General features: G+C 51.8%; 22 protein-coding genes. 8 read left to right on the forward strand and 14 right to left on the reverse strand.

Annotated features, from left to right (window positions below; genetic code table 11):
- The first annotated feature begins 511 nt into the window (after positions 1-511).
- From CGZ75_RS12650 to CGZ75_RS12660, 3 genes are all read left to right on the forward strand, one after another.
- Positions 512-1,807 (forward strand): MFS transporter, encoded by a 1,296-nt coding sequence (locus tag CGZ75_RS12650; RefSeq protein ID WP_089524693.1) that lies wholly within the window; start codon positions 512-514, stop codon positions 1,805-1,807.
- 39 nt (positions 1,808-1,846) lie between these two features.
- A complete protein-coding gene (locus CGZ75_RS12655; RefSeq protein WP_245850838.1) occupies positions 1,847-2,404 on the forward strand; it encodes a winged helix-turn-helix domain-containing protein in 558 nt (185 codons plus the stop codon).
- A gap of 116 nt (positions 2,405-2,520) precedes the next feature.
- Positions 2,521-3,507 (forward strand): class I SAM-dependent methyltransferase, encoded by a 987-nt coding sequence (locus tag CGZ75_RS12660; protein ID WP_089524694.1) that lies wholly within the window; start codon positions 2,521-2,523, stop codon positions 3,505-3,507.
- A 141-nt stretch (positions 3,508-3,648) separates the two neighbouring features.
- Here the strand turns inward: CGZ75_RS12660 and CGZ75_RS12665 are convergent, their stop codons facing one another.
- The gene (locus tag CGZ75_RS12665; protein ID WP_089524695.1) at positions 3,649-4,908 is read right to left on the reverse strand and encodes a hypothetical protein; all 1,260 of its coding nucleotides are present in this window, start codon (positions 4,906-4,908) and stop codon (positions 3,649-3,651) included.
- A gap of 178 nt (positions 4,909-5,086) precedes the next feature.
- Between CGZ75_RS12665 and CGZ75_RS12670 the strand changes: the two genes are divergently transcribed.
- Positions 5,087-5,452 carry a winged helix-turn-helix transcriptional regulator gene (locus tag CGZ75_RS12670; RefSeq protein WP_089524696.1) on the forward strand — a complete coding sequence of 122 codons (366 nt, stop codon included), beginning with the start codon at positions 5,087-5,089 and terminating at the stop codon, positions 5,450-5,452.
- Between the two features lie 94 nt (positions 5,453-5,546).
- Here CGZ75_RS12670 and CGZ75_RS12675 read toward each other — a convergent pair whose 3' ends face one another.
- The 4 genes from CGZ75_RS12675 to CGZ75_RS12690 all read right to left on the reverse strand — a co-directional run bounded on the left by CGZ75_RS12675 (position 5,547) and on the right by CGZ75_RS12690 (position 8,957).
- Complete coding sequence (locus CGZ75_RS12675) at positions 5,547-6,101, reverse strand: SLOG family protein (protein ID WP_089525851.1); 555 nt, start codon at positions 6,099-6,101, stop codon at positions 5,547-5,549.
- A gap of 39 nt (positions 6,102-6,140) precedes the next feature.
- The gene (locus CGZ75_RS12680) at positions 6,141-7,460 is read right to left on the reverse strand and encodes a DNA recombination protein RmuC (RefSeq protein ID WP_089524697.1); all 1,320 of its coding nucleotides are present in this window, start codon (positions 7,458-7,460) and stop codon (positions 6,141-6,143) included.
- A 75-nt stretch (positions 7,461-7,535) separates the two neighbouring features.
- Positions 7,536-8,648 carry an N-acetylmuramoyl-L-alanine amidase family protein gene (locus CGZ75_RS12685; protein ID WP_089524698.1) on the reverse strand — a complete coding sequence of 371 codons (1,113 nt, stop codon included), beginning with the start codon at positions 8,646-8,648 and terminating at the stop codon, positions 7,536-7,538.
- Between the two features lie 18 nt (positions 8,649-8,666).
- Positions 8,667-8,957, reverse strand: coding sequence for a HesB/YadR/YfhF family protein (locus CGZ75_RS12690; RefSeq protein WP_089524699.1), 291 nt, complete (start codon positions 8,955-8,957; stop codon positions 8,667-8,669).
- 288 nt (positions 8,958-9,245) lie between these two features.
- Between CGZ75_RS12690 and CGZ75_RS12695 the strand changes: the two genes are divergently transcribed.
- Together CGZ75_RS12695 and CGZ75_RS12700 are read left to right on the forward strand one after the other, a co-directional pair.
- Complete coding sequence (locus tag CGZ75_RS12695; protein WP_245850839.1) at positions 9,246-9,848, forward strand: sigma-70 family RNA polymerase sigma factor; 603 nt, start codon at positions 9,246-9,248, stop codon at positions 9,846-9,848.
- A complete protein-coding gene (locus CGZ75_RS12700; protein WP_089524700.1) occupies positions 9,832-11,154 on the forward strand; it encodes a DUF4179 domain-containing protein in 1,323 nt (440 codons plus the stop codon). Before CGZ75_RS12695 ends, CGZ75_RS12700 begins: the two co-directional genes overlap by 17 nt.
- Before the next feature lie 166 nt (positions 11,155-11,320).
- Here CGZ75_RS12700 and CGZ75_RS12705 read toward each other — a convergent pair whose 3' ends face one another.
- From CGZ75_RS12705 to CGZ75_RS12745, 9 genes are all read right to left on the reverse strand, one after another.
- Complete coding sequence (locus CGZ75_RS12705) at positions 11,321-12,196, reverse strand: aminoglycoside 6-adenylyltransferase (protein ID WP_089524701.1); 876 nt, start codon at positions 12,194-12,196, stop codon at positions 11,321-11,323.
- 103 nt (positions 12,197-12,299) lie between these two features.
- Positions 12,300-13,100: a superantigen-like protein SSL4 gene (locus CGZ75_RS12710; RefSeq protein ID WP_089524702.1), complete on the reverse strand. Its 801-nt coding sequence runs from the start codon at positions 13,098-13,100 to the stop codon at positions 12,300-12,302.
- 148 nt (positions 13,101-13,248) lie between these two features.
- Positions 13,249-14,064: an inositol monophosphatase family protein gene (locus CGZ75_RS12715; RefSeq protein WP_245850840.1), complete on the reverse strand. Its 816-nt coding sequence runs from the start codon at positions 14,062-14,064 to the stop codon at positions 13,249-13,251.
- A 1,078-nt stretch (positions 14,065-15,142) separates the two neighbouring features.
- Positions 15,143-16,216: a C40 family peptidase gene (locus CGZ75_RS26180; RefSeq protein WP_281255111.1), complete on the reverse strand. Its 1,074-nt coding sequence runs from the start codon at positions 16,214-16,216 to the stop codon at positions 15,143-15,145.
- Between the two features lie 537 nt (positions 16,217-16,753).
- Entirely contained in the window at positions 16,754-17,917 is a 1,164-nt protein-coding gene (locus tag CGZ75_RS12725) for a serine hydrolase domain-containing protein (RefSeq protein WP_089524703.1), read from the reverse strand.
- A gap of 146 nt (positions 17,918-18,063) precedes the next feature.
- Positions 18,064-19,236 (reverse strand): bifunctional diguanylate cyclase/phosphohydrolase, encoded by a 1,173-nt coding sequence (locus CGZ75_RS12730; RefSeq protein ID WP_245850841.1) that lies wholly within the window; start codon positions 19,234-19,236, stop codon positions 18,064-18,066.
- A gap of 899 nt (positions 19,237-20,135) precedes the next feature.
- A complete protein-coding gene (locus CGZ75_RS12735) occupies positions 20,136-20,726 on the reverse strand; it encodes a DUF5317 domain-containing protein (protein ID WP_089524705.1) in 591 nt (196 codons plus the stop codon).
- Positions 20,727-21,083: 357 nt separating this feature from the next.
- Positions 21,084-22,391 carry an MGDG synthase family glycosyltransferase gene (locus tag CGZ75_RS12740; RefSeq protein ID WP_176444821.1) on the reverse strand — a complete coding sequence of 436 codons (1,308 nt, stop codon included), beginning with the start codon at positions 22,389-22,391 and terminating at the stop codon, positions 21,084-21,086.
- A gap of 225 nt (positions 22,392-22,616) precedes the next feature.
- Positions 22,617-23,081, reverse strand: a complete 465-nt coding sequence (locus CGZ75_RS12745; RefSeq protein WP_089524707.1) for an acyl-CoA thioesterase — start codon at positions 23,079-23,081, stop codon at positions 22,617-22,619.
- Positions 23,082-23,284: 203 nt separating this feature from the next.
- Between CGZ75_RS12745 and CGZ75_RS12750 the strand changes: the two genes are divergently transcribed.
- Positions 23,285-23,875 carry a DUF1989 domain-containing protein gene (locus CGZ75_RS12750; RefSeq protein WP_089524708.1) on the forward strand — a complete coding sequence of 197 codons (591 nt, stop codon included), beginning with the start codon at positions 23,285-23,287 and terminating at the stop codon, positions 23,873-23,875.
- Positions 23,876-23,929: 54 nt separating this feature from the next.
- Positions 23,930-24,556, forward strand: coding sequence for a LysE family transporter (locus CGZ75_RS12755; RefSeq protein WP_089524709.1), 627 nt, complete (start codon positions 23,930-23,932; stop codon positions 24,554-24,556).
- Positions 24,557-24,608 lie beyond the last annotated feature (52 nt).

The following is a 24,608-nucleotide window of genomic DNA, read 5'->3' on the forward strand; positions in this document are numbered from 1 at the left end:
TTGACTTGCTTCACTCGTTGTTCAGTTTTCAAAGAACAAATTCGTTTCGACGCTTACCGGACAGCTCGTCCGTTTCTTGCGTCCCAACCGTGTATCTCTCGGCCGGAATTAGAATATACCATATATATTTGAGATTGCGCAACCCTTTTTTATAAAAAAGTTGATTTTTTTTCGCAAATAGCCTTTTTAACTAGTGTTTAAACCTGTTTCTTCATTATATGCATTTAAATTAAGGATAAAGTTATGTATCTACTGCCCCTAAAACATTCGGATTAAGCATGAACAGCAGCTCCATCCTCCACCATTGCAATGAGTTAGGCATAACCGTTACACCTCAAACCCAGAAAGCATATGGGGCGGTATTAATTGAGGACATGATCTGACGGGTGGGACAAGCAAACAAAAATAGGGCTTGCGTTAAAAATTATTAAACATTAAATTATATTTAACGTTAAGTTAATTTGAATGAATTCAGTATTGAATTAGCTTCCTATACGAATGGAGGTTTTTTGTGAATATCCCCGCGGCCCAAGCACAAGCACAAACAATACCCGCTTCCCCTATGCGTGCTTTAAGATTCCAGAAAGCTTTCTTAATCCTGCTAGCCGCAAGAATGGTAACCCGATTCGGAGATTCAATTGATTCCATCGCCTACAGCTGGATGGTCTACCAGCTTACAGGTTCCAAGATGCTTATGGGCAGTCTGTTTGCGTTGAATTTTGTTCCCGGAATTCTGTTCAGCTTGTTCGCTGGTGTCCTGGTTGATCGCTTGCCAAAAAAGCAGCTCCTGTTCTTCACCTATGCCATGAGAGGCACAATCGTTGCACTGACTGCCTTTTTGCTATGGAAGGGTTGGCTTCAAACATGGCATCTGTTCCTGTTCACCTTCTTGAATTCCACCTTGGAATGCTTTTCGAGCCCGGCTGAAACATCGCTTGTCCCGCGCCTTCTACCTAAACCTCTGCTGCTTAGCGGCAATTCTCTCAGTACATCCGTGTCCCGTATATCCGAGCTGGCTGGCCTTGCCGTAGCGGGTGGCATAATTTCTTGGATAGGATTATCCGGCGCCATTCTAGTAGATTCGATAACGTTTTACCTTTCTGCCCTCCTCCTTCTTTTACTTCGCATCCCTAATGGAGAGCCTCTGGATGAAACTGATGCTGATCAGGGTAAGGCAACCACAACTCCAGACCGTGATTTCTGGAAGGAGCTCAAACATGGGCTGTCTTTTGTCCGATCTCAAACTCTTATCCTCTACACCTTGCTCACAGGAGCCGTACTCAATTTATGTCTAACACCAATGAACGTTATGAATGTCGTTTACGTGGAAGAGGTCCTTCATTCCGGCCCGATCACCTTGAGTACTCTGGGAATATCGCTCATGTCCGCAATCATTCTTAGCAGTCTGGGACTAAGCGCATGGGGCTCCAAGTTCCGAAAAAGCTCCCTCGTTGTTATAGGCTGTATGCTGCTTGGAACAGGTCAAGCGTTATACTACGTTCCCACTCTACTAACATGGCAGCCGCTTGTCGTTGCGGGATTCGCAGCCTTTATAAGCGGGTTTGCCATTCCTTTCATCAACACGCCCTTATCTACCTATATCATGGAGGTCACGCCTCATGCGATGCTCGGCAGAGTAAGTTCTCTTTCCTCCATGATCGCCTTCTTATTTATCCCAATTGGCTCCTTGACCGTAGGCGCGGTTGGCAGCTTCATTCCAGTTCAGACGCTTTATTTAGCCGCTGGCCTAATGATGTTTGCTCCCGCCCTCTTTCTAATGACGCGGAAGAATTTTATGAAAATATAGTATACTGGGGCTAGTCCCTACATCTGCAGGCAGACAGGAGTGGCCACTATCGAAACGAAGGTACTCAAGACAATTGAGGAGATCCGCATCTTCTCTGATCCTTACCGTATGAAAATTATGAATCAATTTCACAAGGCCGAACGACCTTCTACAATTAAGCAAATCGCCGATCTGATGGGAGAGGTTCCTGCCAAGGTTTATTACCACGCGCGCAAGCTTGAAAGCATCGGACTGCTTGAACTTATAGAGACCAAATTGATCAACGGTATTACGGCCAAATATTACATTGCTTTCGAAGGCAGCGTGCATATAAACCGGGATGATGTGGATGAATCGATTAAGACAATGTTTGCTTCCGAATCCCAAAAGCTTGTCGCCCGCTTGTTTGATGACAGCAAGAAGAAGTATATGCAGAATCAAGTTTCCGATAAAACGCGAGTCGGCACTCTGATCAATAGCGATCTCTACATGACGCCGGAAGAAGAGGCTGAACTCGTTGAATACTTGATGCAATTCGTAAGCAAGCATGGCAAAAGGACACGGCCGGAGCAAATGGGCTACAATTTCTTCTACTCGCTTTCAAATTCAGAGGAGTAGGCAAAGGGTTGTGCGGCGGTAGCCCACAGGCAACCCGAGATTGGACAAACGCATAAACGGGCCGAGTGCAGCTGGAATAGACTGTATGAACCCGTTTTTGCGAAGGATGAGATGATGTGAGGATAGATCTGGGCTGCGGGGCTGCAAAACATCCCGGTTGCACGGGCGTTGACAAACTGCCGATGCTAGGAGTCGATCTTGTACATGACTTTGATAATCCATGGCCGATTGACGATAATTCCGTAGATTTTGTAATAGCCTCCAATAGTCTGCAGTACGCAGCCGACCAAGAGCGCTTAATCCAAGAAATTCATCGAGTCTGCCGACATGGAGCCATCGTCTGTATCACTGCTCCATACGCGCATGCTTCTGTTCATTTGGCCAACCCTCATTACCGTCAGCTGCTGAGCGAGCAGTCACCCCGTTATTGGACGCCCCACCCGGTGTGTTATGTCGATCCAGACGAATATCACTTTGCAGCTGAAAAAAGCTGGTCCCTGTCGCCTAACGTTCACAACGACCTCGGCGAATATACAGGCTTCCCGGATCAGTCTAATAGGATAGTTCCAGATCTTCGATTGGTCCGGTTGGAGTTTTTCTATTTCCCTCAATACGAGGGATTATATGAACCGCATGAGCTTTCTCTGCTACGGCAAAGCCAGATGAATGTCGCTCATCACTTCATGATGCATCTTATCGTAATTAAGCAACCTATCCCGGAGGATGAAGTGTTGTGGCTCGCCGCACAGCCGATGGAGGAGCCCGCATATGCCGCAACTCTTCGCTTCCCCTTATTCAGTGGTAAAGATGAACCGTTTCTATATCCGGGGCCGCTCAATCCATTGCTGACGACAGGGTCAGAACGGGAAGTTGCAGGCAGGGCCCCCGCTGAGCAACAAGCGGTAGGCGGATCTCAGCCGGCGAATAACCAAGGCGCTGGCGCGAGCCCGCTTAGAGCAGTAACCGATCAAATACGAGGGAAACACCCTAGCCGAAAAGGCAACCGTAGCCAAAACAAAAAAAGTACTCCTTCAACCAAACGCCCGCTAAAGCGAGCCAGTGAAAAAGGGCGGACAAAACCAACAAAATCTCGATATAGCTGAACGAATAGCCAGGCTCTGGATCGTGAGCTTCATCTTCAATTGTTAGATGATGTCTAACAATTGAAGGTGCAGTTCAATTGATTCCGAGGCCTGGCTTTGTTTTGCCTACCATCGTCATGCTGAGAAGGCTAAAAGCTAAAACTACCGCCCCGCCCGCAAGTTATACTTGGCCGTCGACAATACGGCGGGCAGTCTAACGGCAGGCATTTGCAGCCGCATATTTTCTTTACTACTCAGCCAATAACCTAGTGGAGAAATGGAATAAGAAGCCCCTGGTTCCAGCACGACTCCATCTGCCAGCTCGAACACCGCATAATTTCCCGAAGTGCTGCCGATGCGATATAGCGCAGTGAATGCTTTGCCGCCACCTGTTCCGCGCAGCTCCAGCCGCCGCCCCACCAGCTGTTCGCCATTAGGCTCACGAGAGAAGCGAATCTCCAGCTGGCCAGAGCCCACCGCGCGCAACGAGCGGAGTGAGAGCGACGGGTTCGAGGGGTACGCCGCAGAAGCGGTAAAGGCATCCTGCCCAATTCGGGCCCAATCGGAGCGTATGGTATAACGCTGGCCGGGGGTGAAGGCATAGCCGGTGGGTAGTCGAAAGCGCGGTGCTTGTTTTCCTTTTAACAGCTGAGTACCTGAAACGTAGTGCGCCTCAAGTGGCTTGCCGTTATCTGGTACGATCCCAATGGATAGACCGTCGAGCGGCGGGACAATCTGGAAATAGCGCCCATCATGCACATTGTCAGAGCTAAGCTCAAAACCACCACCTGGAGTTGGCTCACCTCTATCGGCGATCGTAACTATGGCATAGTCAAATACGCCGTCAACAAGCGAGCTGCGCAGCTCCACTGTATCAGAAGCTGTCTGAACAGCCTGGCGAAAAAAGAGTCGGTCAACACCTGCCCGAAAGCCCAGCTTGTCACCGCCCCGAAAAGAGCAGGCATAACGCGTACCCGGCTTCTGTAGTGAGGTTGGCACGATGTAAGCCGCTCTGGAACCAGTTTTGAGCACCGGACTTCCTGTTACCACTAACCCACCGCTAATCTTGAAATAGACCCTTGCGGCTACTGCCTCAAGCTCATCAGCGGCAAGCGGCTTGCTGAACACAATTTGAAGCGAAACAGGACTAAGAGCTTCCGCATGGACGAGCTCTTTTGGGACGTATTTGGCGAGAGCTGTTGACGGTAATTGGAGAGAGGGCTTGAGAGCGAAACCAGCCTGGGAGGCATCTTTAATCGGCTTTCCCGATCCTTTGGCGCTTTCATTGCGCCAGCCAGTGCGCCAGCCCGGGCGAAGTCCACCGAGCTCTCCTGCAAATCCTCGTTCCGTCGAAAGTTCCGTACTAACCTTGTAATGCCAACCGGCATAAGGTGGACAGTCAGAATTCAATATGTCGAGCACCGTATGAGCACCTTCATCTCTGCTGAAATAGCCGCTAGCCTAAGTTATGCGCCATGTTAATTCAAGGTGTATTTCGAATTGGGCCGGCGAATGCTATTATGGAGCTATACTCACAATTCGAATATCACGCATTTTTTGCTCGATAGGCCAATCTATGGAGCGCTTGGAGGCAATAACAATGGAATCCAAAAAATATAATATCGCCGTGGAGGCGACGCTGGACGTCATCGGTGGGAAATGGAAAACCGTCATCCTCTGCCATTTGACTAAAGGCAAAAAGCGCAGCTGCGACTTTCTCAACCTAATGCCGCATATTACACAGAAAATGCTCACTCAACAGCTTCGCGAGCTGGAGCGGGATGGCATCTTGAGGCGGATTGTATACAATCAGATGCCTCCCAAAGTAGAGTACGAGCTGACGGAGTATGGCTGGACTTTGGACGGTATACTGACAGCTCTATGCAAATGGGGAGACTGTCATTTGACCCGTACGTATGGAGATAAGTTCGAAGTGTTGCAGGAGAACGTTTTGACGAGGAGATAAACGAGCAGCAGCAAAAGGCCGGAGGGGCGAGCGCATATGCGCTTATCCCTCCGGCCTTAGCTTTGTAAAGATGGACAGCGCAATTCGCGCCGCCTCAGTCAGCCAATCGCGCCTCGTCGGCGATGCTCTGAATGCTCTCCGCCGAAATCGTCAGCAGCGGGTAGTCGTCTCCATCCTGCTGACGTCGCAGCGCTCGCTCTTTGAAGTAGCGGGGACTTCCCTCGCCCATCTCCTCGTCGTAGAACAGCAGCATGGCATCGCTTTTGCGGACGAGCAGGCTATCGCGGGCAGTCAACTGCCAAACGCCCTCATAAGGCTGCTTGCTGACGCTGGCATGGTGGTCTACTTGGCGCAGCAGCCCTTCATAATAGAGCTTGCGGTCTTCTTTCCATTTCTCATCCACATTGGCATAGGCGGTCAGGATCGATATTTTAAGCTGCGGATAATCCCGCTTCAGCTCCAGTGCTGCTTCTACCGCCCATAGATCAAAACCGATTGCCCCCGGCGATAACAGCCATTCCAGTCCGTCGTCCAGCAGCGGCACGAGCCGACTCGTCACTGCCGCCTTGATGAAAGGAATCGCCTCATGCTTCTGCGAAAAAATATTCAGCTCATGCGCTCGGTATCCCGTCGCGAGCAAATTCACAATGCCAGCCAATACTGCTGCTCCTTCCGTCTGCCGCCGACCTTAGTCTCCAGCTGCTTCCAGCAGCAAATCTGGCGTCTCGCCAGCCGGCAGCTCCTGCACCTTGCGCAGCTTGCGCTCGATTGCGCGAGAGCGAACCGAAGCAGCATCGATAGAGTTGCTGGCTTCCTGCAGCTTTTTCTGTGTTTTGTCCAGCAGCTCACCGAACTTGCCAAACTCCGTCTTCACCGCGCCGAGTACCTGCCATACCTCGCTGGACCGCTGCTGGATCGCCAGCGTCTGGAAGCCCATCTGCAGACTGTTCAGCACCGCAGTCAGCGTAGTCGGCCCTGCAATAATGACCCGATACTCGCGCTGTACCTGCTCCCATAGGCCAGGCCGCCGCAGCACCTCGGCGAACAGTCCCTCCACCGGCAAGAACATAATACCGAAGTCGGTTGTATTCGGCGGATCGATGTACTTGCTCTGGATGCTCTTCGCCTCTTGCTTGATGCGTGTATCCAACTGTTTCGAGCAATCGGCCGCAGCAGCGTGATCATCCGCGTCCAAGGCGTCCAGCAGCCGCTGATAGTCTTCAATCGGGAACTTCGAGTCGATCGGAAGATACAGCCACTGCTTGGGATTATGCTTGTCGGGAATGCGGACTGCAAATTCTACCCGTTCGCTGCTGCCGCGCTTCGTAGCGGCGTTGCGCTCGTACTGCTCCACAGTCAGCGTCTGCTCCAGCAAGTTGCCGAGCTGGATTTCGCCGAGCGTGCCGCGCGTTTTGACGTTAGTCAACACCTTGCGCAGGTCACCGACGCCGCTGGCCAGATTTTTCATCTCGCCAAGTCCCTGATGCACCAGTTCTAACCGCTCGCTAACTAGCTTGAACGACTCACCGAGCCGCTGCTCCAGCGTTGCATGCAGCTTCTCGTCCACCGTTGCACGCATCTGCTCCAGCTTGATGCCATTGTCCTCTTGCATCTGGCGCAACTTCTCCTCTACCGTGCCGCGCATCAGCTCCAGCTTCGTCTCATTTACCCGTGCCAGCTCACCAAGTCGCTCAGAGAAATGATCCAGCAGATGTTTCTGCTGCTGCGCCATATCGTTCATATTGCCCATCAGCATACGGTTCGTCGCGTTCAGCGCCGCCGCAAGCTCCTCACGGCTCTGCCGATCTGAGGCCGCCGCCTCTTGGCGGGTCTGACCAGCCTGTTCGGCGCTGTCCCTGCGCAGCTCGCCGCGCAGCCGATCCAACTCAGCCCGCAGCTCAAGCACCAATACCGCCTGCGAGCCTCGGCCGTCGCCGCGCCGGTTCATAAGCAGCAGCGCAAGTCCAGCCAGGATGATGACTTGAAGCCCCAGTATGATGTAGATCATGCCGAATTTCCTTCTTTCCCTCAAGCATCCTTTAATTAACGTCGGACGGTATCTCTACCACCCGAGTAATACGTATCAGTCAGACTGCCGGGAAAAATAATTTTGCAGCCCCTCCGCGATTGCTCTAGCCGCAGACCGCTGATAGCTGGAGTTGCGCACTTCTTCCTCGTCCTTCTTGTTGCTCAGGAAACCCAGCTCCACCAGAACCGATGGCAGGCGGTTCTCCCGCAGCACATGATAGTCGCCGAAGGCGATGCCATTGCTGCGCAGGCTCAGCCCCTGCAGCTCCGTTTCCACCGCTCGTGCTAGCGGAGCGTCTTTGCTTTTGGAGTAATAAAACACGAGCGAGCCGCTAGCCTTGTTGGTCGCGGAATTATAGTGAACGCTGATGAAGGCGTCTGCCGCAACGGCCGTCTTGACCCGTTCGGACAAGGCTGGCTTCTCATCGTCCTCGTTTCGCGTCATCACCACACTCGCGCCGCGCTCGCGCAGCTCTTCGACCAGCAGCAGCGAAGTGCTGAGCGTGAGATCCTTTTCCTCCGTGCTATGCGTCTTGCCGATCATACCTGGATCGCTGCCTCCATGCCCCGGGTCAACGGCAATGAGCTTACCCTGCAAACTGCCTCGTGAAGAGGAGGCAGCTGTCGGGCCGAGGCCTTTGCCGGAACTCTTCGAAACGCTGCTGCCCACATACTGACTGCTCATCCACCCGGTCTGGCCGGACTCAGTTGTAACGCGGCTCCAATTCCCTTGCTTTTTGAGCCGTTTTACCAGGTCTCCGGTCGACACGCTTCCAATGACGGCGTAGCCGGCGCCTGGACCGCTGCGTAGTCGGACTCCGCTGCCGGAAACCTCGTTCCATACTTCGGTCGACGTCTGTTTTAAATTCTCTGCTCCGCCTTTATTACCGGAAGAGGAAGCTTCTACGAGATAATGCGCGGCCGCCCATCCCTTAATGCCGTTTCCGCTAACTTGAGCCCAACCATACTTTTCGTCCGACACTTGCACAACTGTCCCTTGCTTCAAATAACCCTTTACGGTCGAACGGCTGTCCGCATCCTTATATACTGCGAGCGATTTGGTCCCAACCTTGTAGCTTGCCGCAGCGGCTTCAGCCGCCGGACGATCCTGCCAAGCAGGAAGCAACAGCATAGCCGCCAACAGCAACAGTGATATTTTACGAATCATTCCTGTCCTCCTTCTCGCTTATCCGCGAACCTCAAGCACCGCTTCCTGCTCCAAGGCGTCGTAAATGAGATGAAGCTCCTTGCCGTCCAGATACCATAACTGATCCTCTTCCATGAAAAAGACCAGTCCTTCCGCCACTTCCCGGAGCCCCGGGGATCTCGATTCATCCTTCATGATGCCGAGGGATAATCCTGGCTGCACGCTACCGCATCCTCCCAGACGCACGAAGACGCGTAGCTGATCGCCCTCGACTAACCCTAGCTCCTGCTTATACCAGCGCGCCGCGTCCGGCTCTATGACCAGTTTCATGTTCCCGTGCTCCTTCCTCCCAGCTACAGGGACAGCTCCCGATCTGCTAGACTCTATTGTTAGCAGTATTTGCTAGATTCGAGGATAGTATAACAAAGGCCGGGCGATTAGGGCCAGCATGAAGGTGTTTCTATGAATAAACTCTCATCAGAAATGGAAAATGGTTCCGGAAAAGTTAACAGAAAATTCTTCTGAAGAAAACCGTTTCTGCCCGTCGCGGGTCTAATAGGTGATGGGAATTTTAAACATTTTTAGCGAATCATTTCAGCAGCAAGCAAAGGAGAGTCTATGGACAACCTGGAGCCTATCGACAAAATGAAGCTGGCTGCCAAAGCAGTAAGGGGCGACGAGGAAGCCTTCCTCGCATTAATGGATGCGGAGCGGCATCGCATGAGCCGAATCGCGGCCGCTTGTCTGCATAATGAGTCCGACGTTCTCGAAGCGATTCAAGAGACGGTGTGCCGCGCCTGGCTCAAACGGCGCGATTTGCGCCAACCGGAGTTCATGAGCACTTGGCTCGTGCGGATCCTGCTCCGTGTTTGCACGGATGAGCTATCCCGGCGCAAACGCCAGCCTGCATATGGCCGCGTCGACGAGCAACTGGAGCAGTTAGGAGCGGAGCGCTTCGGCGCAAAGGGCAGCATGGACGAAGCGGAGCAAATAGCCGGACGGCTAGACATGGATGCGCTGATCGAATCCTTGGAGCCTCCCTATCGGGAGGTCATCCAGCTCAAGTACGGACGAGACATGACACTTATGGATATTGCAGCAGCGCTGGAGAAGCCGCCCGGCACAGTCAAAACCTGGCTCCACAAAGCACTGAAGCAGCTGCGAGGGCAGCTCCCGGCACCCGCGCCGAGAAAGGAGGAGCAGCATGGAAAACGAAGTTAACACCGCCGTTCAACCAATTGATGACGAACGGCTTAAAGTGGCCATCCGCTCCGGCCTGGAGCGGGGCAAACGTCAATTCGTGCCTCGCCGCCGCAAACGGCTCAGCCTCGGAATTGCAGCTGCGCTCATCTGCCTTTTAGTCGCGACGGCTGGAGCAGCCAAAGTTTCCCCCGCCTTTGCCGAGGCGCTGCAGCGCATTCCGAGCCTGGGCATTTTTCTCAAGCTGATCAACGAGGACACGGCACTTCTCAGTTCCATCGATCAAGACCTGTTGCAGCCAGTCGGTCAAACCGTGGAGAAAGAGGGCAAACGACTGACCGTCGAAGCACTGATCGCCGATGATCGGCGGCTCGTTATTTTTTACAGTACGAATATGAGCGGTGGTTATGATGGCGGTCTTCGCTTCGATCTCTACGACGAACACGGCAAAAGCTTGGGTGGCGCTCTAACCACCGATCATGTCTTTACGGATAATGCACAGTTGCAATCTAGCGGGAATGAAGATTACATTGATCTCCTTCTAGACCATGGAGAAAAAATGCCTTCTAAAGTCCGGTTTCTGGCTTTGCAGAATGGAACAACGCTAGAGTTCGATCTCGTAATTGATCTAGATCGCTTTGCAGGCATGATGCGCAACTATGAGATTAACCAAACGATCGAGATTGACGGGCAGAAGCTACATGTCGTAAGAGCCCGCCAATCCCCGTTAATTCTGGAGCTCATCGTTCGAAAAGATAAAACCAATACGAAGGAGATCCCAGGCTTCGTTAATCTCAGGCTGCAGGATGACTCCGGCCGATCATGGTCTAGCGGCATCACCTTTATCGGCGATGAAATGAGTTTATTTTTCAAAAATGGCTACTTTCAGAAACCGAAACGGCTGACGCTGCTTGCCGATGGATTGTTTATGTTCCAGAAGGGGCAGAAGGTCGTGGTCGACTTAGAAAAAAATATAATGTTGGAAGCGCCGGATGACAGGTTATCGCTTGGCACCGTTGATCCTAGATTCCAGAGGGATGGAGATGACTTCAGAACCTTTGCGATAACTCTTACTGGCTTAGATGAGATTGATCAACTCCGGAGGGGCGGCAATATCCTCTCCTATAACTTTATAGATGCTAACGGGGCGGTCCATCCTCGTGCTGAGGTAAATGGAACATTTACAACTAGCTTAAGCAGACAAGACAATGAAACATCCATGTACTATCCGATTCTTCGCAAAAAATATCCGCAGCCGCTGACGTTCACGGTCATGGATTATCCAGGTTATGTGCTTCAACCGATTGAATTGGAACTGATTCCCTGATCAGGAGTCGTAATGATGTGCCTATCACAGGGAATTAAGGATTAAGAGATTAATGAAGAAGAGGAAGTCCATCGGCTAGAGCCGACTGGATTCCCTCTTCTTTTTGGGGAGTGGGCTACGGCGGTCAGCAGCATCTATAAGATGGACATAAGATGGACTAGAGGAACTAACGGGGGAACGTTTGCGCCTCCCGGGGAAGCTCCATCACTTGATGAAGATACTCGGTCATCCGCTCATCCTCACTAGTGGGATAAAGGCATCCAAGATGCCGAGCTACCTCCTCCCCGGTCTCACGGAACAGCTTGGCGGCCGCGAACAACGCCTCCCAAATTTCTACGTAGGAGGAGCCCGGATACGTCTGCATCAGCCCATCCCAGATGTCTGCGGAGACGCAGCTCTCCAAGTATTTGCGGTTTTTGCCAACGCTTAGCGAGAAGCCGGTTTCAAAGCCGACCTTCCACTCTAACATTTGCAGCAGCATCGGGCGCATAATTTCATTGAGATGGTCCAGCGCAAAAAGAATTTCCCGTCTCCACAGCCCTTTTGCCACGTAAGTAGATGTCATCCAGAATTCGTTGCGACAATCACTAAAAAATGCCTCCGAAGGTCTCTGTACGTGATAATCCTCATCCGTCGAGGGAGAAACGCTCGGGAACAGGCCGTCCTTATCGAGCAGCACCTGCATCAGCTTGTCTTCTGTGACGTAAACTTCTGCCTCATCGGCCGGAATGAGCGTCAGATCCAGCTTGTTGCCATCCTCGAATAAAATAAGATAAGAAAAACGCCGTCCAAGCTCAGCCGGGAAAAGCTCCATCGCCTCCGGTGTTTGCAGCAGCAGTCTCGCTCCAAAGCGGTCGATCCAGCTGGAATCAGCCTTGAAAGACTCCAACTCCGACACCAGGTAGCTGATATCGTAATCCTGAAACAGATCGCGCGGCACGTTCGGATTCGTTCGTGAGCCTTCGAGTGTAGCAGCCCTGATGCGGTCATCGGTGCGGGCAGTTTCCAGGAATAGCTCCATCATTTCCTTTTCAGATCGCATGTTCGCCACATCTCCTTTAAGGTCAAGGCTATTTCTAGTGGTACTATGAGCGGGATTATTAGCGATTATGAAAGCAAGCCTACGAGCAGCTATACAAGCATGTTTATAATATATCAAAATAGGCCGTCGCTCGATTAAAGAGCTCTTCTGAATTAGGCTCGCTCGGGAGCCGATTCAGCCAGTCAGGCTGCCTATCGAATGCCCGGCGTTGATCAACTGTTTCGAATTGGTGTGTTTTATCCAGCCTACTCTCCAGCTCCAACAACGCCGACAGCACCAAATGGCTGCGAGCCTCGCCCCATCGGCTTCGGTATTTCCACGCCGTTTGCCAGGCCTGCTCCATCGTCATCCGGCGCAGCGGCTGTAGACAGCATGCCCAGCGAATTAAATCAAAGGGCTCCCCGCCTACGGCGACAAGCTCCTCGCTCCACCCGTCGTAAACTCCGCAGCTCAGCTGCAGTACAGCATAACGACAGAGCTGTCGATCAGTTCCAATTCCATGATAGCGGTCCAGCAAATAAATCTGCATGCCTGTGAGCGGCAGCATCTCAGATGACTGCGCCTCGGGCGCAGCCGGAGACGTGGTCGCTGGAGGCGTGACCGATGGCGTGGTTGGTCGCACGGTCGGAGGCTTGGCCCGGGCCACAGTCGAAGGCGTAACCGAGAGTGTGGCTGACGGCTTGAGCGTTGGAGCGGTCGGACGCATGGCAGTAGGCTTTGCAATAGGCGTGGCAGTAGCCGAGAGTATTGTGGCCTCTCTTTTTGCAGCTTCCAGTTGCATAGAAAGAGCTCGGACAGATAAAACGGATACAGTGAGAGCTGGCACAGCCGTGAGGCGTTTTTTTACGAACAATCGGGGGTCATCTTCCTCAGCTTTTGAACGAGTTCTGGAATTTCTGATCATGTCTCATCCTCCATATGTACCCTTTAGAGACAACAATAGAGGATGAGCAGTCAAATTGCGGTAAACGTTCGCTCCAAAACCGTAAAAGTTTCATAAAAAGAAACCTTCCTGCGAAGGATGTCAGAGAAAAAGTTGATCGGTGAAGTCATTATGTAGCGGACAGACCCTGCTCAACTAGACTAATTAGCTCCTGGATATGGTCCGGATGAGAGGCGATCAGGTACGGTTCGGGGTTCATGCCGACAAAAGGCTCTCCGCTAAAGTCGGTTACCACTGCGCCTGCCTCGCGAGCAAGCAGCAAACCTGCATATAGATCGTCGCCCTCCGAATTGTACAGCACCATCGCATCCAAATCGCCGCGTGCCAGCATACACCACTGAATGGCAGGCGCCCACAGGCGCAGTACACGTTTGAAACTTCCCTCCAGATGATGTTTCAACGCTAGGACTCGTTTATCTTTGCCGACGATATGCCCTTGAATCCAACCAACGGTCATCTTCGGGACTGAAGGGCTTCGCCGAATGGAAATCGGGAGGCCGTTGCACTCCGCCCCTTTTCCTTTTTCAGCAACATAGAGCAGGTCCAGATGCGAGTCGCAGATGACACCAAGTACAGGCTCCTTGCGGTACAGAAGCGTAATAGACACCCCGTAAACCGGTAGACCAATTGCGTAGTTATTCGTGCCGTCCAGCGGATCGACCAACCACAGCCAGTCTCCCTCCACGCCTCTCCAGCCGGTTTCCTCGCTGCGAATCGCATGATCCGGGAACGCATCAAGAATATGGCTAATAATGACCTCCTCAGCAAGCGTATCCGCTATCGTGACCAGATCACCATCCTCTCCCTTTTCCTCGATCTGCTTGTCCTTCGTAAAATAATCCCGCGCCAGCGCACCTGCCTCTCTTGCCGCCTCAGTGGCGATTTTTCTTGCCTTTGGCAATACAGAGTTGATTGGGGGTTCCATATTCTCTCATCTCCATTCAGTCTGAACTTGGGGTTATCCTTTTGCTACCTTCTAGCATGGAAGAATAAACCTATAGAAACAAGGTACACAACAAGTAAAACTATTTAGTGATGGGTTTGGAATGTAAGTAGCGCGTGGTTATAAGATGATAGATAGGGGCTGGATTGCAGAGGAACTCCAATAACTTAGCAGGTTGGGGGCGTACTCAGCCTACTCCGTATGTAGGTGTAGGGGTGCTGCAAGAAAGGACTGTATGCTTGCTTATCCGTCTGTATGCTTCCTGCTAATCCGTCTGTATGCTGCTTATTCGTCTCGTGATGGAACTTGGACGTAGTCGTTTACTAACTTCTGAATGGTTCATTGCAGTTAGTTATCGCGGGTACATATCCCGAGCAGGTCCAGACCGAGTATTAGCCTAGTCGCGTGGGCTTCGCACAAAGGTGTGCCTAATGCTAACGGAACTCAGAAGCGTTATTATCGGTAAATCGGCTCATTTTCTGAGCTAACGAATCTGAGAGAGCTTATTCGACCCCTGTGCACCAAAAAATTCGATTTTAACGAGGAATAACGCGTCTCAGTTTCTTTACAATCCCAATCGTATCCAATTCAGCCAAATAGCGCTTCTGAGATCCGTTACGGCCTCCCGCGTTTGAGTCCAGTTCGTTTCGTTGTAGGGGGAGTCTTTGGTCGTTGCGCACGAATTGCCCGGATCTTTTCCTCCACTCTGACTCTTTGACGATTCATTATCCGATATCAGCTAATGGAAATGGACTTCCTCGCTCTACTCCTCTTCGCCTTGGAACAAAACAATAAACCCGTGTGTCGCATCGGCGACAAAACGGGCTTCCAGTAGACAGTCGAAGCTTGAGTGCAGGAATGATAGGCTTTTGGGCAGGGGTTGCAGGCCCGCCTTCCAGGCCGGATTGGCAGACTATGTTTGCAGACTGGAAAACTAGACTTCAGACTATCAGACTGTGCTTACAGACTGTGCTTACAGACTGTGCTTACAGACTGTGGTTACAGACTGTGCTTACAGGCTGTGCTTGCAGACTTTCTTTCGGCAAATTCGCTTGCCTGTTCAACTCCAATAGCGACGTGTGGCGCAATACTCAAAGTAAAGTTCGTAGCTTTCGTCAAACTTTACGAGCTCAACGCAGCGGCCTGTACGTGGAGAATGAACCATTCGCCCGCCGCCGGCATAAATGCCGACATGATGAATGCGTCCTTTACCCTCCTCATAGGCGAAGAACAGTAGATCGCCCGGAGTCAGATCTTCTCGCTCCACAGATATTCCCTCCAGAGCCTGGTCAGCAGCGTCGCGTGGAATGAGGAAGCCGGCAGCAAAGTGCATGCTGTAAACAAGACCCGAGCAGTCATAGCCAAAAGAGGAGACGCCACCCCACAGATAAGGCAGACCGAGGTAGCGCTTCGCCTCCTCGACGATGATGCGCCCGGCATGGCGTCCGTTCGCAGAAGACACAGCAGCTCCGAGAACCTGCCGCCGCTGACTCACTTCGGAGTTGCGCAGCAGACCGCTGCTTCCTTGAGGAAGTTGAACCTGTACCCACTCTCCCTGCCCCGTCAGAACAGGGAGCGCAGTGAGAAAGCTCAGCTCCAACCAAGGCTGCGGCTCGCAGTCGTCTTCCATAGCACCGCGATGCAACCATGCGCTTTCCGCTGTGACTACGGCCAGCAACACGTCAGCTGTATCTGATTCTATCTGCAACAGCTCAGCAGCGTTTGAGCCTACCTGTATTTCCCCAATTGTACCCGGGCCAGCAAGCAACGCGTCAGCTGTGACGAAGTCCACAAGCGAAGCTTCCGCTGGCTCAAAAACCAACTGAGCCAAAGGCATCCAGCCTCGGTAACCAAGCGGCTCCTTGCGCGTGCGCTGAGAAGGTGCGTAAATCTGCGCCCAACCATCCTGCTCCGTAGCCACGAGCACCTGCTCACCGAGCAGCAGTTGAGTTTGTAGTCGGTTTCCCTCGCTGAGATCAAGCCGCTGCTCATACGGCATGCTTCCGAGCCAACCGCGCACATCTGCCGGTGATGCCAACGCCGGAGCGTCCAGCTCCCTGGCATAACCCGGACCAGTCCATACCCCTGCCACGTTCACAGCGACGCGTGCTTTCTTTAAGCTTACCTCGGTCATGTGCCATGCCTCCTTCAAAATTGAATTCGTCATGCTTCATGCTGAATGAACTTTGCATTCAACATGCTCTATGCCAGATAAGCTTCAGCTTCATAAGCTTTATTCCCTAAAGCTTGAATTCGCCATGCGCCTTGCAGGTTCCTGTCAAAAACAGTTTCCTTAGCCTATACTTATCCCGTTCAGCTTCCCATAGCCTATGCATTGCAACTAATGCGTCTCCTCATGTAACAAACATAGAAATCAATCCCGGCACGATATAGGAGGCAATATTCGTCAGCCCCCTCCTTTCAAGTTGGCTCGCCCTAATTGCTTCACACCTAAATCTCCTCCATTTCTCGCGAGGGATTAGAGGGAGTGAGAACGCTAAAAAAACCAGCAAAAGCGAGCCAGGTGAATGACCGCGTTTGCTAGGTTTTGAAAATCTCTGTACCGGAAGTGGGTCGTGCCCACCCTTTCCGGCCGTTATTGTTCAGCGACGACTGCGCATCGCCGACAACTGTATAAATGTTTACTCCTAGAAATCGCGAAGACCCATCCCTATTTCTTCTTGAGAAAAATCTCGGTCATAGCCGCGGCAAGCTCCGTCTCCGCAGCCGTGAACACATGGCCATCCTTGGCATCGTCCAGACCGTTCATCGCATAAACAAGGCCCATGCCGGTGTCGGGCTCGAAGTACATCCCGCTGCGCAAACCGTAAGCATCCCCTGCTTGGCCAACCATCAAACGTCCGGGGAAAAGATCGCGAGTCCGCTGCAGCTGCAGGCCGCTCTCGCGATAAAAGCCTTCTTGCGGCTCCCGCGTCCAGTGCTGACTCAGCATATCTTGAACCGTACGCGCCTGCAGCAGGCGCACGCCGTTCCGCTCACCCCGACCGGCAAGCAGCTCAAGCCAGCGAGACAGATCCGTAATCGTCGTCCGCAGTCCGCCTTGAGGCTCGAAAAGCGAGCCATTCACACCGGGCACATATTCGCGAAGATCGGGTTGATCAGGACGAACACCCCGACCAGCATCGGCAGCGGCTATGTACTGGCCCGTGGCAGAATCCCGCTCGTATAGAACAGCCAGCCGATTGGGATCATCGATATCGTCCAAATTGAAGCTTGAATCAGTCATGCCAAGCGGCAAGAGCAAATGTTTGCGGCAGTACCGGTCGAATCGCTCGCCGCTCAGTCGTTCCACAATCGTCGCCATCACAATGGCACCGAGATTGGAGTATTCATAACCAGCCGGATCGCCCGGCGGCTTGTCCCCCCAAAGCTTGGTCGGCTGCCAACCCCCTCCGGGCATTAGCAGCTCCGATAATGGAAGCATCGGCTCCTGGCGTGATGCGGCGGCGAACCCCTTGTATTCATCCCGCAGTCCGCTCGTATGAGTCATCAGATGGCGGAGCCTGATTGACTCTTCCCGATGGAGCGGGTGGCGCAGCGGTAGACCAAGCAGCCGCCCGACATCGTCATCCAGGCTACACCGTCCTTGCTCTACCAGTTGCAGCAAAGCTACAGCCGTAACTGTTTTAGCAATGGAAGCGATGCGGAATATCGTTTTGTCAGTGACGGGAAGCTTTCTTTCAATGTCGGCTTGGCCGACGTTCCCCTTCCAAACGACACGGCCGCGAATGAGGAAAGCGCAAGCCATTCCGACGATTCGGCGGCGTTCCGCCACTTCCTGTATTTTCATCAATACTTTGTCCGGCTTGCTCATGGGTCGTTATTCAGCCTCCTTTCGTGCAGGTTTACAATTGCTACGATTATCTCCTCGAGAGCAACAGAACGTCAACCCTGGCACCCTTCTATCTACTAGAAACAAAATAAAGCCGACTCTTTAGCGAGCCGGCTCTATCTATTGGCTTATGCTTCCTGATTCTGTTGCTGCTCCATCGCCTGCAAAGCCTCTTCGGGAATGTCGCCTTGCTCAATACGCCCTTCTATATAACGGATGAACGGAACGACAAGCTCGGGGTCGAACTGGCTACCCGTACAACGTCTCATTTCATCGAGCGCTTCATGGAAGGACTTAGTGCGCTGATATGGCCGCTCGGTTGTCATCGCATCAAAGGAATCGATGATACAGAGCATGCGAGCCAGCCTCGGAATCTCCGTCCCCTTGAGAGCATGCGGATAACCGTTGCCGTCATAACGCTCATGATGCAGCTCCACCAGCGGCACAAGATCGGCGTATTTGCCGGTCGCCAGAAGAAATTCCTTGCCAAACGTCACATGTTTCTTAATAAGCTCCCATTCATCGCTGGTCAGCTTGGCACGCTTGTTTAGCACTTCGCGCGGCACTTCGAGCTTGCCGATGTCGTGAATCAGTGCACCGAGAATGAGCATCCTCCGCTCTTCTTCGCATAGGCCGAGCACCTCCGCCATATCTACCGCATATGAATAAACACGCTTGGAGTGTTTGAAGGTGTAAACATCCTTGGATAGGAAAACCCGAATCTGCTGCTCAAGCTCATTGATTTCATGCTCGAATAGCTGCGGCAGATAAGTCTGCTCGCCATATATCGTGACCACATTTTTACCTTTGGATTTTGAAATATACATAGCGCGGTCGGAAAAACCTACAAGCTGTGATTTCTCGAACGTGTCGGAGTTCATTTCCATAACGCCTGCAGAGAAGGAGATGCAGCCATGAGGCAGCACATCAACACCGTCAAAGGGTGAGTTGTTGATTCTTTTGCGCAGCTGATTGATGAACATCCGGGCCTTATTCTTGTCCAGTCCCGGCATGATAATGGCAAACTCCTCGCCTCCGTAACGGGCGCAGACGAACTCATGGGATTGGCATTCTTCTTTGATAATGGAGCCGATGAAGCTTAGTAGCTTATCCCCTTGAGGATGACCGTGCAAGTCGTTGTATTTCTTGAAATCGTCTAGATCCAGCATGGCAAAAGAGAACGATTTGCCTTCCTCGCGATAAAGCTTAATATATTCATCCAGCTTCTCTTCCAGATAGCTGTGGTTAAACAATCCGGTACGTTGGTCCTTGTTGGCTTTGTCATTGAGTTCGTGATACATGAGGAACAGTTGCTTAAAAACGTGAGAAAGAAGAACCGCAATAATCAGGAACAAAAACAACCCAAAGAACCCCGTCTTCAAAATCATGATGACCAAAACAAGAGAAAATAAAAGGATACCAATGTAGGCAAACAATGATTCTCGAACGAAAAGGGCTAATATTGGAATCAATTGGTTTCGGTATAACAAGAAGAAGTAGGCCGCTACAAGCGATATATTTACAACAAAGTAGGCCAACAGAGCTAAGACGAATGCATATAGCTCATCGGCTTTAAAGTCTCCGAATGTTCCGCCCATAAGTTTAAAGGCCCAATAAGCGCCACATATCATGGATGAGTATGTAATGAAATTATAATAATGCTTCCACCAAGGAACATGATGGCGATTAAATATAATAACGACCGTGCTGACAAGCAGAACCATAAGCGAAAACTGTGGTCCATATATAAATAAAGATGCCAAAAATATGGTAGAATCCATTGATTGGTGATTGCCTTCGGGGGGGTAGCTTATACATAAAATATTCAAGGAGAATAGCTCCTGCAACCATCGCATAAAAGATAACCCAGTCTTTACGAGCTAGCGAAAAACCATCAGGCCAAAAAAAGGATATGAACAGCAACGTGCCCAGAAAGCAAATTGCTACCACTAGCCATTCCTTTGGTTTAAGGACTAGTGTTAACCGTTGGTGACCGCGCATGTCATTCTCCCCCATATAAATATAAAAAAGGAATCAGAAGAATTCTCTTCCGACTCCTAACCGTTCGGATATCCTTAACCTACTCTAAACCCTGAAGTCAGAGCGACTGCTACGGAACCAAGGATAGCAAGATTAAAAAGAATAATTTTAACATTAACCTTTTTCATTTCTGCTCACCTCCTTTCCTATAAGTATAAATCTACACTGCCTGTTCTGATAAAGCAGCGGATTCATCTTTTTTAGGCTTGGACAATAATTGAAACAAATATAGAAACACTCCTACATTAATAACAACATCCCCAATGCTGATGGCCTGGCTTCGAGGATACGGGGGACCCAACGGGATAATATCTCCTAAGAAGGAAAGCCGAGTGGATTCGTTCATTAAGAAGTGCTTGGTTACTGCATCCCCACTCTTGAGCATTTCTGTATAAATCGGATCAAGTACAGCGGCCGCCTCCAAAGCAACCGGCATCCGTCCACCATTTGCCAGCATTACGGCGAAATTGAGCAGCACGCCAACAAGAATGATACCCAGTCCTTGTTGATGACGGTTGAGCCATAAGAGCGAAATCCCCGTTACATAGATGACGATATAAAAGTAACCGTTGAATTGGGCAAAGAAAGTAAACTTTTCCTGTAAAAAAAACAAACCGAATTGGACAAGCAACAAAACCGGGAAAACCCATCCATATCGAATCTGGATGTTTGATAGAGCAATCAGACCATTTTTCCAACCAGCCCGGATAAACCCTACAATTAGCCCTAGCAGGATCCCATCATATACCATGCATCCGGCTCCTTCTCGACGGCATTATCATTATTCCAGTAAAAATCTACAATTACCAACATTTGTACACGGCAATTATAAAATGATCATAGGAACCTAGTCAATATGATCTAAGTAGCATATCCTACTCTTTTTTGCACATTGGTCCTATTGACTTCATGGTATGAAGCCCGCTTTTTGTCGAGAGAACCCATCATTATTCTGATCTACTAGTCCTATTGTTATGGGTAATTGCATCCAAGTGGGTAAAAAGTCTGTCAAATATTATTTTATATCTGGAAGATTAAGTAGGTTTAATCGACAGTAAAATTACGCTAAAAAAAGACAAAAAAAAGTCGACCACATGGGATCGACTTTTTAAAAAGGCAAAACATTGGCCGTTTCAGGCTGGCTGCGCGGTGCTCGCAGCACTGCGGCTCCGCTCGCCGCTGCAACCGCGGCTGCTGCCACTGTTACTGCGTCACCCACCACAGCCGCAGCAGGAGATGCTACAGCGACCTGTACCTGCACCACTGCTCCGCCGCCTGTCGCATGCAGCTCCAGAATCGCTTGCAGCGCACGGCGGGCACCCTCTACGGGTTTGTGCCGGGCCGCGTTGCGACGCAACCGCGCGCGCAACGAGGAATGGGCTAACACCTGGCGTAGCCGCTCCAGCAGCTCATTGCGGCTGCCTGCTTCCAAAGCGGCGCCTAGTCCCGCCAGATAAGCGGAGTTTTCTTGTTCTTGGCCTGGAATCGGCTTGAACAAAATCATCGGCAGCTCCTGTGAAAGCGCCTCGGACACGGTAAGTCCGCCCGGCTTAGTCACCATGACATCCGCAGCCGCCATCAGTTCGTGCACGTAAGGCACGTAGCCTGTCAGCAGCACGCGATGATGGCCCTCGATCCCTGCCAGACGTTCCTGCAGCTGGCGGCGCAAGCGGTCGTTATGGCCACATACGATGATGAACTGGGCTCTTGGCAATACCGACGACTCCTCCAACAAACGCATAATGCTGCGCCCGATCAGTCCATCCCCACCGCCCATGACCAAAATCGCGGGCAAGGACTCATCCAGCCCATGCTTGCGGCACAGCGCCTTACGATCGTAGGCCTTGCCGAATTGGGACCGCACGGGAATTCCCGTTGCTACCACTCGTCCCGGTGACACGCCTTGCGCGATCAAAGCCTGACGAAGCGGCTCCGCCCCAACGATATAACGATCGGTGCCAGGATGGATCCAGTAGCTGTGACGCGCGTAATCGGTCAGCACGGTTACAGACGGTACACTGGTAAGCCAATTCTGTTTCAGGTAGGACATCGCTGCAGCTGCTGCCGGAAAGGTACTCACAACGACCGTTGGCTGCATCTCCTCCAGCAGCTGCAGCATCCGCTGCGTGCGGAAGGTTCTGAGCTGCTTGAACAGCGAGGATAAGCGATTCTCCTCTCTGGTCGCACGGTACAGATAGCCGTATACCAATGGTAACCCCTTGATTCCCTGCATGTAGCAGAACCTGCTGACCGAATGGAGCTTGGGATGCGTCCATTTCATATAATCCACAACCCGTACCTCGGCGTCCGGGGCAGCTCCTGCTGCTGCCTCCGCAATCGCGCGCGCTGCCTGGTTATGACCCTCTCCCAGCGTTCCGGTCAGGACTAGGATTCGTTGCTGTCCCCTCGCACACACGTCTGCTTCCTCCTCTAGCTTCATCTTCCTGCTATACACGTACAATCCAGCAGGCCAGACAAGCTCCTCAATACATTATACATACGGCGCTGAGCGGGAAAATAGTCTGCCTATGCGCTTCAATCCGCCACATGATGTAATAATATCTCTGAAGAAAAGCTTACTCCGTCAAGCGCCGAGCGGCTACCGACTACAGCCTATTCCTTCTCCTGGACTAAAGGCTGGCTACTGCTCCAACTGCCGACCCTCGTACTGCCGGATCGCCTCGCGAGCCTGCTCAGGGATTTCGGTGGACCGGCCGCTGGCCGTATCGATGAGCACAACTGCTCCCCGGCCTGCCGCCTTCAGCTGATCTTCCACCGTCAACGCATAGTGGATATCAATGGAAGAGCGGCCTAGCCGGGCTATTTTGACATGGAGACGCAACTTATCCTTCAAATAGATCTGAGCCAAATACTGGCACTCCAGATCCGCTACGACGGACACTGTCTTGTCGCTGAATAAATCCTCTGTAAGATTCAAATTCTCGAAGTACTCTATTCTTCCCTGCTCAAAATACATAAAATAACTTACATTATTTACATGTCCCAGCATATCCGTCTCGCAATAGCGGATTTTCAGCGGAATGGAAAACTGGAAGCTGTCCAGCCAGGCCTGGCGGTCCGGCCCCATAAACTCGCCTTTGCTCACGTCGGAAGTCCCCTTTGCGAATCATATCCTGATGTTTCAGTCTTACCCAGTCATCAAGCAGGATAGCATGCCGGCCCGGCTCCGCACAACCAATTGAAGCAAGCTTCCAAGTTTCAGAGCAGCCGAAGCAGCCCGTACCGCATGGCGATCCCTGTGACCAGACATACTGATAAAACAACGGAACAAACAGGGGGCTGACAAAGATGGATAGACTGGAACGAATCGTGCCAGCGATGGAGGGCTTTGGCTTCCGTGCGGCAAAAGGGCAGACGATACGCGTCACGGATGTGAATGGGGAGCAGGTGGCTGATTTTGTCGTATACCGGGCGGATGACCCTACCGAAAGGATCGATCCCAATGTGACGATGGATGCCTTACATAAAATGAAAGTTGTCCCCGGAGATATTCTCTACTCCAACAAGTATCAGCCGATTCTCACCGTGCTTAAGGATGATTGTGGAGTGCACGACTTTATCAATGCCGCGTGCCGGAGAGAAATGTACGAGCTGCTGTACGATAAAAAGGAACACCCCAGCTGCCATGACAATCTTAGCCTGGCTCTTGCCGAATTCGGCCTTTCTGAGCCCGATCAGCATTATCCGTTCAATCTGTTCATGAATACCGTAATCGGCCCCGACGGAAGCATCACGGTCAAACGGCCGGTATCCCGTGCCGGCGATTCCATTGAATTGCGTGCCGAAATGGATTTAATCTGCGCGATTTCCGCCTGCCCCTGCTCCGAGAGCGAATGTAACGGGTACGTCTGTACTCCAATTCGCGTCGAGGTGTATTAGAAAGGACGACCCCTGAATAGAATGTGGCGTGAACAAGCATGCGGAGGGATGAAGATGAACTCTTTTTTGAGCTATGTCGTGCTCGGTTTGGCACTCAGCGCCCCGATCGGTCCGATCAATGCGGCTCAACTCGACAAGGGAGCCCGTTTGGGCTTCATGCATGCCTGGCTTGTCGGGTTAGGCGCAATGGCGGCAGACGCCTTGTACATGCTTATGATCTACTTCGGCGTCGCTCATTTCCTGGATACGGAGTTCATGAGAACTCTGTTATGGTCATTCGGCTTTTTTGTACTTGTTTATACGGGCATTGACACAATGCGCTCCTCCACTCTCCCACTGGAAAAAGGCGCTGCCGGATCAGCCTCTAAGCTCGGCTCTCTGCGCACAGGCTTCCTGATGGCGCTGCTTAATCCGCTCAACATCCTCTTCTGGCTCGGCATCTACGGCTCAATCATCGCCGGAAGCTCCGGCCAGGGCGGCCTCTCGCTGCTGCTCCTGCACAGCACTGGAATTTTTGCCGGCATCCTGCTCTGGGATGTCATCATGGCCACGCTGGCGAGCACGCTTCGACGCTTCGCCAGCAGCCGCCTTTTGCAAGGCATATCCGGCGCTGCCGGGCTGTCGCTGGTCGTTTTTGGCCTTTATTTCGGCTGGAAGGCTGTCCAGCAGCTCGCCGCTTAAAGACAAAGCTTCTTAATCCGGGACGTACACCCATGCCCCTTCCCCGTCATAC

It is taken from the genome of Paenibacillus herberti, assembly GCF_002233675.1.
Classification (GTDB): domain Bacteria; phylum Bacillota; class Bacilli; order Paenibacillales; family Paenibacillaceae; genus Paenibacillus_O; species Paenibacillus_O herberti.

Excerpts from the sequence above, each read along its gene's own strand:
- CGZ75_RS12700 (WP_089524700.1), top strand. The coding sequence starts at position 9,832 with ATGGAAAACGAAGTTAACACCGCCGTTCAACCAATTGATGACGAACGG.
- CGZ75_RS12750 (WP_089524708.1), top strand. The coding sequence starts at position 23,285 with ATGGATAGACTGGAACGAATCGTGCCAGCGATGGAGGGCTTTGGCTTC.
- CGZ75_RS12695 (WP_245850839.1), top strand. The coding sequence starts at position 9,246 with ATGGACAACCTGGAGCCTATCGACAAAATGAAGCTGGCTGCCAAAGCA.
- CGZ75_RS12715 (WP_245850840.1), bottom strand. The coding sequence starts at position 14,064 with ATGGAACCCCCAATCAACTCTGTATTGCCAAAGGCAAGAAAAATCGCC.
- CGZ75_RS12755 (WP_089524709.1), top strand. The coding sequence starts at position 23,930 with ATGAACTCTTTTTTGAGCTATGTCGTGCTCGGTTTGGCACTCAGCGCC.
- CGZ75_RS12705 (WP_089524701.1), bottom strand. The coding sequence starts at position 12,196 with ATGCGATCTGAAAAGGAAATGATGGAGCTATTCCTGGAAACTGCCCGC.
- CGZ75_RS26180 (WP_281255111.1), bottom strand. The coding sequence starts at position 16,216 with ATGACCGAGGTAAGCTTAAAGAAAGCACGCGTCGCTGTGAACGTGGCA.
- CGZ75_RS12730 (WP_245850841.1), bottom strand. The coding sequence starts at position 19,236 with ATGTATCACGAACTCAATGACAAAGCCAACAAGGACCAACGTACCGGA.
- CGZ75_RS12680 (WP_089524697.1), bottom strand. The coding sequence starts at position 7,460 with ATGATCTACATCATACTGGGGCTTCAAGTCATCATCCTGGCTGGACTT.
- CGZ75_RS12670 (WP_089524696.1), top strand. The coding sequence starts at position 5,087 with ATGGAATCCAAAAAATATAATATCGCCGTGGAGGCGACGCTGGACGTC.
- CGZ75_RS12735 (WP_089524705.1), bottom strand. The coding sequence starts at position 20,726 with ATGGTATATGATGGGATCCTGCTAGGGCTAATTGTAGGGTTTATCCGG.
- CGZ75_RS12710 (WP_089524702.1), bottom strand. The coding sequence starts at position 13,100 with ATGATCAGAAATTCCAGAACTCGTTCAAAAGCTGAGGAAGATGACCCC.
- CGZ75_RS12725 (WP_089524703.1), bottom strand. The coding sequence starts at position 17,917 with ATGAGCAAGCCGGACAAAGTATTGATGAAAATACAGGAAGTGGCGGAA.
- CGZ75_RS12685 (WP_089524698.1), bottom strand. The coding sequence starts at position 8,648 with ATGATTCGTAAAATATCACTGTTGCTGTTGGCGGCTATGCTGTTGCTT.
- CGZ75_RS12690 (WP_089524699.1), bottom strand. The coding sequence starts at position 8,957 with ATGAAACTGGTCATAGAGCCGGACGCGGCGCGCTGGTATAAGCAGGAG.